Here is an 11,579-nt window from a genome sequence, read left to right as displayed (position 1 = left end):
TGTTAGGGAAAATCATTTAAAGGCGGACGATTTCATTTATCCGCTGTTTATTTATGAAGGGGAAAATATCCGTAATGAGGTATCTTCCATGCCTGGAGTATATCAAGTATCGATGGATCACCTCCATGCAGAAATGGAAGACATCGTCAAACACGGCATCAAGGGCGTTTTATTATTCGGTATTCCGGAGACTAAGGATGAGTGCGGCGGCGGAGCGTACCATGACCACGGTATTGTCCAAGTAGCCACCCGCTATATCAAAGAACACTTCCCGGAAGTGTTAGTTGTTGCAGATACCTGCTTATGCGAATACACAAGCCACGGTCACTGCGGTGTTGTTGAAGGCGAAAAAATCCTTAATGACCAATCATTAGACCTGCTTGTAAAAACAGCCATCGCTCAGGCTAAAGCAGGCGCAGATATCATTGCGCCATCCAACATGATGGATGGTTTCGTGGCTGCGATTCGTGCAGGTTTAGATGAGGCTGGCTATACAGAAATTCCAATCATGTCATACGCTGTTAAATATGCATCTGCATTCTACGGACCGTTCCGTGAAGCGGCTGAAGGTGCACCGCAATTCGGTGACCGCAAGACCTATCAAATGGACCCTGCTAACCGCATGGAAGCATTCAGAGAAGCAGAATCAGATGTGGCGGAAGGGGCAGACTTCTTAATAGTGAAGCCAGGCATGCCATACCTTGATATTGTTCGTGATATTAAAAACAACTTTAATTTGCCGGTCGTTGTTTACAACGTCAGCGGTGAATATGCGATGATCAAAGCGGCTGCGCAAAATGGCTGGGTTGACGAGAAAAAGACTGTTCTTGAAATGTTAATGGGCATGAAGCGCGCAGGTGCGGATTTAATCATTACCTACCATGCCAAAGATGCAATCCGTTGGCTGAAGGAAGAAGAATAATATTTTTTGAAAAGAGGGAAAAGGATGCGTTCGTATACCAAATCGATTGAAGCATTTAAAGAAGCCCAAAAATTGATGCCAGGCGGTGTAAACAGCCCGGTTCGCGCCTTTAAATCCGTAAACATGGACCCGATTTTCATGGAACGCGGCAAAGGTTCGAAAATCTATGATATCGACGGTAATGAATATATTGATTACGTTCTTTCATGGGGACCGCTTATCCTAGGTCATTCCAATGACCAAGTAGTTGAAGCGTTGAAAAAAACTGCCGAGTCAGGAACAAGCTTCGGAGCTCCGACGCTATTGGAAAACAAACTGGCCAAGCTTGTGCAAGACCGCGTACCATCAATTGAAATTATCAGAATGGTCAACTCGGGTACGGAAGCTACGATGAGTGCCTTAAGGTTAGCTCGAGGATTTACAGGCCGCAATAAGATTTTAAAATTCGAGGGCTGTTACCATGGCCATGGTGATTCATTATTAATTAAAGCTGGATCCGGAGTTGCTACACTTGGTTTGCCTGATAGCCCAGGTGTACCTGAAGGTGTTGCTTCCAATACAATCACAGTACAATACAATGACCTTGAAGGCGTAAAATACGCTTTTGAACAATTTGGCGATGATATTGCTTGTATCATTGTTGAACCAGTTGCGGGCAACATGGGACTTGTTCCACCACTACCAGGGTTCTTGCAAGGACTACGTGATATTACCACCCAATACGGAGCTCTTCTAATTTTTGACGAAGTCATGACCGGCTTCAGAGTCGGCTACAATTGTGCTCAAGGTTACTTCGGTATCACTCCGGACTTGACCTGTTTAGGAAAAGTAATTGGCGGCGGGCTTCCTGTCGGCGCCTACGGTGGCCGTGCGGATATTATGGAACGCATTGCACCAAGCGGCCCGATTTACCAGGCAGGTACGTTATCCGGAAATCCGCTTGCGATGACAGCAGGCTATGAAACCTTAAGCCAGTTGACACCAGAGCACTACAATGAGTTTATCCGCAAGGGAGATATACTAGAAAAAGGTATTAAGGCTGCTGGGGAAAAATATGGAGTTCCAGTTACCTTTAACCGTGCTGGCTCGATGATTGGTTTCTTCTTCACGAATGAAGAGGTCATCAATTATGAAACAGCCAAATCATCCAATTTGGAATTCTTTGCCGAATACTACCGCCAGATGGCCGATCAAGGCGTATTCCTGCCGCCATCTCAGTTTGAGGGATTATTCCTATCAACTGAGCATTCGGATGAGGATATTGAAAAGACGGTTAAGGCTGTTGAGGTTGCTTTTTCGAAGCTTAAATAGAATTTGTTTTTATAAGAAGGCAGTGGATTAAATTTTAAAATTAGTCCACTGCCTTTTTTATGGTAAAATATGTAACAATAAATTGCTTTTTTGGTAAAGTATAGTAATCATAAGACAATATAGCCGTGGGAAACGAGGTTTAATGGTAATTTAAAAATTTCTTAAGACCAAATCGAAGCGAGAATAAGAGGTGAAGTGGTCTTATAAAAGATTCATAAGACCAAATCGAAGCGAGAACAAGAGGTGAAGTGGTCTTATAAAAGGTTCATAAGACCAAATCGGAGCGAGAACAAGAGGTGAAGTGGTCTTATAAAAGGTTCATAAGACCAATCGAAGTGAGAACAGGAGGTGAAGTGGTCTTATAAAAGGTTCATAAGACCGAATCGAAGCGAGAACAAGAGGTGAAGCGGTCTTATAAAAGGTTTATAAGACCAAATCGAAGCAGAACAAGAAGTGAAGTGGTCTTATAAAAGGTTTATAAGACCAAATCGAAGAGAAACAAGGACTCCAGGGTCTTATAAAAGGTTCATAGGACCAAATCGAAGTAAGAACAAGGGTTCAAGAGGTCTCATAAAAGGTTCATAAAGCCAAATCGTCGTAGAAAAAGTCGTAGGAGAAGCGGGTGCAAAAAATGATAGAATACTATATTGACGGTTCAACCAAGGAACACACCATCGGAGTAGGAATCGTAAGGGTAAACGAATTTGGCTTCATAGAAAAACACCATTTTAAAACTGAGCATATCAATCCTACCTCAAATATAGCAGAAGGCTATGCATTAGAAAAAACAATTGAATTAATAAAAGAAAACTCATCCATAAACATGAAATCATCAACATCTACACCGATAGTCTAAAAATATTTCAAACACTCATGTACAACGAAAACACCGAGTTTACTAGAGGTGATTTTTTTGTCAAACAAGAGTCTAATAGCTACCTCCAACATTTAAGAAGCCTGTACATAGCATTGATATCGAGAAACGCCCAGTATCCTTTATATTACTGCGACAAAACAAAAGCGCCCCGGCCCCTTATTAAAATATTTTTTAAAGACCAAGCAGTAGATAAAAAATATTTACAGGAGGCCCACTCATTAAGCCGGACTTATATTAAGGAAGAACCCGTCCCGATAAAGGTAGAATTTAAAGCGGTTAAAGAGAATACCAAGTGGGTCATAGTAAAGAACGATAAAGATGTTGTCGCGGAAAATAAACGGCCAATAATTGCCCTGTCAGATGCCCTAAAACAGACCGATGCACACACAAAGCAAATCAAATTGTGCCCCCAATTAGAAACTATTTTAAAAAATACAATGAAAAACAAGTTATCTAATGACTCAATGAAATCAGCCATTAAAACAATCGAAGATTATAAATCTTTGATAAACCATTAGAACAATCCAGCTCTCCAATTAGGAGAGTTTATTTTTTTGCCTCTTTTCTGCACAATCCTGCTTTTTTATTCATAAATAAAAATTTCCCCTCATAAAGTGTAAGTGACATAGTGATTTTGCATTAGGAAACGAAAGGAGGAGTCGCTTTGTCCCAGGAGAATCAATCGTACCTAAGATTTTCTGTGGAGGAGTCCCTGTGGTTTAGAAAAGGACAGGAAGTCGAAGAGCTTATTTCCATTTCCTTAGACCCGGATATTACCATCCAGGAAAACGATCAGTACGTCACCATACGCGGTTCGCTGGAGCTTTCCGGCGAATATAAATGCTACAAGGACCAAGAGGAAGGAAATGAAGAGGGCGCTGTCTCACAGAAGTTTGTAGAACGGGTGGCCGAGCGTGAGGAGGGAGTAGCTGAATTTTCACATCGATTCCCGGTTGATATCACGATTCCTAACAATCGAATTCAAAGTGTGTATGATATCGATGTCCTTGTGGAAACGTTTGATTATTCCATGCCTGAGCGCAGCTGCTTAAAGCTGTCAGCAGAGTTGACCATTAGCGGCCTCTATGGAAATGAGCAGCAACAGCAACAGCAGCAGGAGGAAGAGCCTGAACTTGAACTCCTGTACCGCGCAGGAGCCGAGGAAGAGGAAGAGGAATACGAATTCCCTCAACCAACAGCACAAAGCCCGTATCAAAACAATTTCTTATTCCAGACGGAAGCACGTAAACCGCAGGAGGAAGAACAGAGCACAGATGCATTTTCAAAGTTCCCAAACTTTAATTATCAGCCTCAGGAACAAACTCAGGAGCAGCAGGAATATCGGCCGCCTTGGCAGTACCAGGAGTATAATGCCGAAGCAAATGAACCTGCATGGCGTTATCAGGAGAGAAAAGAAGAAAAACAGCCTGTAGAGGTTGAAGTTCAGTTTGAGGAAGAGATCATTGTGGAGGAATCCCCAGCAGTAGTCGTGGAATATGAAGAGGAAAGCTCGTCATCTTCATCGTCATCTGAAGAGGAGCCAAAGCATAAGAAGAAGCTGTTTGGTGCCAAGAAGAAATCGATGACCCTGACAGAATTCTTTGCCCGAAAGGACGAAGGTTCTTCGCAAACAAGGTTAAAGGTTTGTATTGTTCAAAGAGGGGATACGGTAGAAAGTTTGTCTAAACGATATGATGTTTCAGTTCAAAATCTCCTTCGTGTTAACAATCTGGAATTGAACCAGGATGTTTATGAAGGTCAAGTATTATATGTTCCGGCAGCCTTTGCCAAAAAATAATCAGACCTTAGAAGGTGAGCGGGTTCGAACGGGGCCTGCTCTGCTTTCTTTTTATGCCCTTTTGCTTTTCTAAATGAAAGAGAGTGAATTCTCATGAATGACTCGAATAGGCTGGAGAGCCTTACGCCGATTTTGGAGAACTACCAGGTAGAGCCGTATTTTGTAGAGGATTTTGGCGGCATTCAAAAAATTTATTCTAACAAAGGTACCTTTGCCCTGAAAAAAATTCCCCCAGCCTTAGGGACAGATTTTATTCGGCATGTCCATTATCTCTATCAAAAAGGCTTTAACCGGATTGTCCCTATTTATCCCACAATGGACGGCAGATATGCGGTATTGCATGATAATAATCTTTACTATCTCATGCCTTGGATGGCGAATGACCAAAGAGAAGACCACCAGTACAAAAGCCAGCAGCTTTTTCGTGAATTGGCCCGGCTTCATACCCTTTCCGCAAAGGAAATCGAAGTAAACAAGGAGGAGCGGGCCGAGCATTACGAAAAAACCTTGCAGCTGCTTGATAAAAATCAAGAATTTCTTGATGGATACATTGATGTTTGCGAAAAGAAAACCTATATGTCACCATTCGAACTGCTGTTTTGCCTATACTACAATGAAATCAGCCAGGCGCTCCGGTTTTCAAAATCAAAATTTGAAGAATGGTATGAGAGCACAAAGGAAAATGAGAAAGCCCGAATGGTGGTTGTCCATGGGAAGCTTTCATCCGATCATTTTCTTTATGATGAACGGGGATACGGCTTTTTTATTAATTTTGAAAATGCCCGTTACGGCTCACCAATCCATGACCTGCTCCCATATGTGTCAAGGACTTTAAACACAAGTCCGAAACGAAACGATGACGTGATCGGTTTGGTATATCATTATTTTAAATATTTTCCGTTTAAACCGGAGGAAAAATTATTATTCAACAGCTACTTGGCCTACCCAATACCCATCATCCAAATGGCAGAAAAGTATTATCGGAAGCCTCGTCCGAAAAATGAGTTAAAATATGTCCGCCAGTTGCAGCATCGCTATTGGCATTTAAAAAATACCGAATATATTGTGATGCGAATGACGGAAATCGAGAACCAACAAAAAGCAGCCCAAGAGGCAGCTCAGCAGGCAAAAGAAGGAGCCCAATAGCAGGAATCATCTGCACATAGGGCTCCTTAAATAATTTCAAAATAAATGGAAATGGCAATGACGATAAAAAGGGATAATAACAGAACATCAAAAATAGTTGGCAGAAAAATGGTTCGTATAAACTGAAAGATAATAAATGGGACCACCAGCTGTCCGGACAATCTCCGAAACGTTCTAAACCAGGGACGGTGTTTATATTTGTGGAAATTCTTCACCCCAAACCCCCCCTTTCCCAATTTACCCTTATCATATGTATATTCGAAAATTTGTGTGAATGCCCCAAAACCTTTCCAAAAATCACTGAATTAGAAATTGGAAAATAATGTAAATTTTAAAGCGCCTAATTAACATCAATTAAAAAATAATTCTAATTTCAAAATTATGAGCAAGCCTGTGCTTTTAAACATATAGTATAAAATATAAAAAACAAGGATATCCTGATTGACGAAGGCCCTGTTTTTTGGGTAGTATTATATATAATTGAAAAATAAAGCTTTGACAGGGAAGAGTACGGTGAAAGCCAGCTTTTTAGAGAGGGAAATCAGTAGCTGAAAGATTTCCTAAGCGGAGCATCGGAAAGTCGCCCAAGAGCTTCTTCTGTGAACAGGTCAAAAGGCTCCAGTAGTAGAAGACGGATGAAATCCGTTATCCGATGAAGTGCCAATCATCACTATGATTGGAAAAAAGGTGGTACCGCGAAGCAACTCCATTCGTCCTTTTATGACGAATGGGGTTTTTTGTTGTTTCTAGAAAGACAAAGGAGGAAAATTCAGATGGAAACAAAAGAAATTACGATGCCGACCAAATACGACCCGCAAACCATCGAAAAAGGTCGTTATGAGTGGTGGCTGCAGGGGAAATTTTTCGAAGCAAAAGATGATGAGGGAAAACAGCCATATACAGTCGTTATCCCACCGCCTAACGTTACTGGAAAACTCCATTTAGGGCATGCATGGGATACAACTCTTCAAGATATCATCACACGCATGAAGCGGATGCAGGGCTATGATGTTCTTTGGCTTCCGGGTATGGACCATGCTGGAATCGCGACACAGGCAAAGGTTGAACAAAAGCTTAAAAGCGAAGGAAAAAGCCGTTATGACCTCGGCAGGGAAAAATTCGTTGAGGAAACATGGAAGTGGAAGGAAGAGTATGCTTCTCACATCCGCCAGCAGTGGTCGAAACTAGGCTTAGGTCTTGACTACTCTCGCGAGAGGTTCACCCTTGATGAGGGGTTATCAAAGGCGGTTCGTGAAGTTTTCGTTACCCTTTACAAAAAAGGCTTAATCTATCGTGGCGAATACATCATCAACTGGGACCCATCCACCAAAACAGCCTTATCTGACATTGAGGTTATTTATAAGGATGTTCAAGGTGCCTTTTATCATTTAAAATATCCGTTAGCTGAGGGTTCCGGCTACATTGAAGTTGCAACAACACGTCCGGAAACGATGCTTGGGGATTCTGCGGTTGCGGTTCACCCGGAAGATGATCGTTACAAGCACCTAATCGGCAAAACGGTTATTCTGCCAATCGTTGGCCGGGAAATCCCGATTGTTGGCGATGATTATGTTGATATGGAATTCGGTTCTGGGGCTGTTAAAATTACTCCTGCCCATGACCCGAACGACTTTGAACTAGGAAACCGACACAATCTTGAGCGTATATTAGTCATGAACGAAGACGGGTCTATGAACGTAAAGGCCGGCAAATACAAAGGTCTTGACCGCTTTGAATGCCGCAAGCAAATTGTCAAAGACCTTCAAGAACAAGGCGTTCTGTTTAAAATTGAAGATCACCTTCATTCCGTTGGCCACTCTGAGCGCAGCGGAGCAGTTGTAGAGCCTTATCTTTCTACACAATGGTTTGTTAAAATGCAGCCATTGGCAGATCAAGCCATTGCGCTTCAAAGCAAGGAAGAAAAAGTACACTTTGTTCCAGATCGCTTTGAAAAAACATACCTGCACTGGATGGAAAACATTCGCGACTGGTGTATTTCTCGACAACTATGGTGGGGACATCGCATTCCTGCTTGGTATCACAAAGAAACAGGTGAAGTATTTGTCGGCCATGAAGCACCTGCAGACATTGAAAACTGGGAACAGGACAAAGACGTATTAGATACTTGGTTCAGTTCAGCGTTATGGCCATTCTCGACTATGGGCTGGCCAGACAAAGAAGCGGCTGATTTCAAGCGGTACTTCTCAACGGATGTTCTTGTAACAGGCTACGATATCATCTTCTTCTGGGTATCCAGAATGATTTTCCAAAGCTTAGAGTTCACCGGTGAGCGTCCATTTAAAGATGTTCTCATCCATGGACTTGTTCGTGACGAGCAGGGCCGGAAAATGAGTAAATCGCTTGGAAACGGCGTTGACCCAATGGAAGTAATCGACAAGTACGGTGCGGATGCCCTTCGTTACTTCCTATCTACGGGATCATCACCAGGTCAAGATTTACGTTATAGCACGGAAAAAGTTGAAGCAACCTGGAACTTTGCCAATAAAATTTGGAATGCTTCCCGTTTTGCTTTAATGAATATGAACGGTCTCAGCTATGATGAAATTGATTTCAGCGGGGAAAAATCTGTTGCCGACAAATGGATTCTAACACGCTTAAATGAAACAATCGAACATGTGACAAAGCTGTCAGAGCGGTATGAATTCGGTGAAGTTGGCCGTGCTCTTTATAACTTTATCTGGGATGACTTCTGTGATTGGTATATTGAAATGGCGAAGCTTCCTTTATACGGTGAAGATGAGGCGGCTAAGAAAACAACCCGTTCCATTCTTGCCTATGTTTTAGACCAAACAATGAGGTTATTGCATCCGTTCATGCCATTTATCACCGAGGAAATTTGGCAGAACCTTCCGCATTCCGGTGAATCGATTACGGAAGCCAAATGGCCTGAGGTAAAACCTGAGTATACAGATGAAGAAGCGGCACAGGAAATGAAGCTTCTGATGGAAATGATCCGCTCAGTACGTAATATTCGTGCTGAAGTTAACACACCAATGAGCAAGAAAATCAACATGTTGGTGAAAGCTAAGGATGAAAAAATCTTAACGGCTCTTGAGAAGAACCGCAGCTACATCGAAAAGTTCTGTAACCCAGAAGAACTGCAAATGGGGCAGAACATCGAAACCCCTGAAAAAGCAATGACCGCGGTTATTACGGGTGTTGAGATTATCCTTCCGCTCCAAGGCCTGATCAATATTGATGAAGAGATTGCTCGCCTTGAGAAGGAATTGGATAAATTAAATAAAGAGGTAGAGCGTGTTCAAAAGAAATTAAGCAATGAAGGCTTTATGAAAAAAGCACCTGAAAGTGTTGTAGCCGAAGAACGTGCCAAAGAGCAAGACTACCTAGAAAAACGAAATATTGTAGAAGCTCGTATTAAAGAGTTAAGAGGTTAATGAAGCTGAAGGCGAATCCACTTTGGATTCGTCTTGGCTTATTTTTTTAACAAAAGGGGTGTAAGACATGTTTACTACTTATAAAGAAGCCCTTGATTGGATTCATGCAAGGCTCAGGCTCGGCATTAAACCAGGGTTAAAACGGATGGAGTGGATGATGGACAGGCTCTGCCACCCGGAATCAAAAATCAAAACTGTCCATATAGGCGGGACAAATGGAAAAGGCTCAACTGTTACTTATTTGCGTTCTATCCTGCAGGAAGCAGGTTATACAGTCGGTACGTTTACATCTCCTTATATCGAACAATTCAACGAGCGAATTAGTGTTAACGGCAAGCCTATCACAGATCAAGAAATACTTGAATTAACAAATATCATTCTTCCTTTGGCAAATGAATTAGAGGAAACAGACCTTGGCGGACCGACGGAATTTGAAGTTATCACGGCTATGTCGTTCTATTATTTTGCCAATCACCCTGAAATCGATATCGTCCTTTACGAGGTCGGGCTTGGCGGACGATTTGATTCCACGAATATCGTGCAGCCATTGGCGTCGATTATCACAAACATAGGTCTAGATCATACTAATATTCTTGGTAACACGCATGAGGAAATAGCCTTTGAAAAAGCGGGAATTATCAAGGAAAGGACGCCGATTTTTACAGCGGTCAAACATCCTGGAGCGCTTAAGGTAATTGAGGAACAAGCGGAGAAAAAAAAGGCACCAGTATTTCGCTTAAATCAGGAGTTTTCTATTGATGCTCATGAATCAATCTTAAAAGGTGAAATATTTACTTTACAAACAACGGGGCATACGTTAGAAAAGCTTGAAATCACTATGATTGGCCAGCACCAAACCGAAAATGCCGCACTTGCCGTCAGTGCCGTTCAATATTTAAACGAGCATCACGCTATCTCGGTAACCGTTCAAGCCATCAGGAATGGTTTAAAAAAGGCCTATTGGCCGGGCCGCTTTGAGGTTTTATCTGAAAACCCTCTAGTCATCATTGATGGTGCACATAATGATGAGGGAATTACAGCATTGGTTCATGAATTATCGACCCGATACGCCAATCGCAATATCCATATTATATTTGCGGCGTTAAAAGATAAGAAGCTAGACAAAATGATAGCCAAGCTTGACGAAATTGCTGGGCAAATTTCTTTTGTCAGCTTTGATTTTCCAAGGGCAGCTAATGCTAAAGACTTGCTGAAAATCAGCCAATCTGCAAATAAATTCGGAGTCGAAGATTGGCAGCCTTTTATAAAAGAAGAAATTTCTCACCTGCCTCCCAATGACCATGACATGCTTGTCATCACGGGCTCTCTTTATTTTATCTCAGAAGCAAAGCCAATTATTTGTCAATATTTGAAAAATATGACGATTTCTCTGTGACAGAATGGCTATTTTTTGGTAAAATAAAATTATCTTGAATTAATAATAATTGGGTGAGGAGGGGAAGGAAGATGGGGGTTAAACCGCATGTCCAAACAGCAATTTATCTGATCTGGATTATGTTAGTACCAGCTGGAATGTGGTTTACCTATCAAACTTTTCCCCCGCACCTGTCAGGGAATTGGCATGAACTTATTGCCTATTTGGCGCTTATGGCCATTGTGGCGTGTATGCCAATTATAATCAATAACGTGCCCATTTTTCTCATTCAATGGGTGTCTTTTACCGTTTTTTTAATTTTCGGCTTGTTTGTGGAAATAGTATTTACTCAGATTGCAGTACTTGTTTTGCTGCTAAAACTAAGAGTTCCAAAAGAGCAGCTATTCCGCTTGCCACTTAACATGATTATGTTCTTTATTGTTTCAGTCCTAAGCGGTACTGTCTATTATCTGCTTGGTGGCCAAACGGCTCCGCACTTAACTGAAGATAGCGAAGCTTTTTTGTTGGCCATTTTGTATGCGGTGTTAAATTATTTTATTAACCAGATCATTGTTTCTTTCAATCTATTTTTTATCTATAAGCGTAAGAACGCTTACTTTGGAAAAGATTTATTGGTAGAGACTTTAACAACAATTATTACCATTCCAGTCGGTGTTGTTTTATACATACTTTATAATCCATTAAATTTATTGTCGCTTCTTTTTGTTGGGATT

At 41.6% G+C, this 11,579-nt stretch carries 8 protein-coding genes, 1 pseudogene and 1 other annotated feature; of the genes and pseudogenes, 8 read left to right on the top strand and 1 reads right to left on the bottom strand.

The genetic code is table 11. From position 1 onward, the window contains the following. The 5 genes from hemB to ysxE all read left to right on the top strand — a co-directional run. Positions 1-922 (top strand): porphobilinogen synthase (hemB, locus tag KHB02_RS28315; RefSeq protein ID WP_241114164.1); only part of this gene is annotated, 922 nt, incomplete at its 5' end. A gap of 24 nt (positions 923-946) precedes the next feature. Then, positions 947-2,233, top strand: coding sequence for a glutamate-1-semialdehyde 2,1-aminomutase (gene hemL / locus KHB02_RS28310; protein WP_213144686.1), 1,287 nt, complete (start codon positions 947-949; stop codon positions 2,231-2,233). 622 nt (positions 2,234-2,855) lie between these two features. Then, positions 2,856-3,089, top strand: a complete 234-nt coding sequence (locus KHB02_RS28305) for a hypothetical protein (RefSeq protein ID WP_213144687.1) — start codon at positions 2,856-2,858, stop codon at positions 3,087-3,089. A gap of 685 nt (positions 3,090-3,774) precedes the next feature. Then, on the top strand, positions 3,775-4,908 hold the full coding sequence (gene spoVID, locus KHB02_RS28300; RefSeq protein WP_213144689.1) for a stage VI sporulation protein D: 1,134 nt from the start codon (positions 3,775-3,777) through the stop codon (positions 4,906-4,908). A 93-nt stretch (positions 4,909-5,001) separates the two neighbouring features. After that, on the top strand, positions 5,002-6,054 hold the full coding sequence (gene ysxE, locus KHB02_RS28295; RefSeq protein ID WP_213144690.1) for a spore coat protein YsxE: 1,053 nt from the start codon (positions 5,002-5,004) through the stop codon (positions 6,052-6,054). Positions 6,055-6,080: 26 nt separating this feature from the next. Here the strand turns inward: ysxE and KHB02_RS28290 are convergent, their stop codons facing one another. Then, positions 6,081-6,269, bottom strand: a complete 189-nt coding sequence (locus KHB02_RS28290; RefSeq protein WP_213119996.1) for a hypothetical protein — start codon at positions 6,267-6,269, stop codon at positions 6,081-6,083. Positions 6,270-6,540: 271 nt separating this feature from the next. Continuing rightward, positions 6,541-6,775, top strand: a binding site (T-box leader). A 52-nt stretch (positions 6,776-6,827) separates the two neighbouring features. Here KHB02_RS28290 and KHB02_RS28285 point away from each other — a divergent pair. The 3 genes and pseudogenes from KHB02_RS28285 to KHB02_RS28275 form a co-directional block, all read left to right on the top strand. After that, positions 6,828-9,470, top strand: a complete 2,643-nt coding sequence (locus KHB02_RS28285; RefSeq protein ID WP_213144691.1) for a valine--tRNA ligase — start codon at positions 6,828-6,830, stop codon at positions 9,468-9,470. Between the two features lie 67 nt (positions 9,471-9,537). Next, positions 9,538-10,866 (top strand): bifunctional folylpolyglutamate synthase/dihydrofolate synthase, encoded by a 1,329-nt coding sequence (locus KHB02_RS28280; RefSeq protein WP_213144692.1) that lies wholly within the window; start codon positions 9,538-9,540, stop codon positions 10,864-10,866. 71 nt (positions 10,867-10,937) lie between these two features. Next, positions 10,938-11,579 (top strand): annotated as a pseudogene (locus KHB02_RS28275) (GGDEF domain-containing protein); the annotation flags it as partial.

Source organism: Neobacillus citreus (assembly GCF_018343545.2).
GTDB classification, from domain to species: Bacteria; Bacillota; Bacilli; order Bacillales; family Cytobacillaceae; genus Neobacillus; species Neobacillus citreus.
The sequence above is the reverse complement of the archived record's forward strand: the minus strand, read 5'-3'. Positions and strand labels throughout refer to the sequence as shown.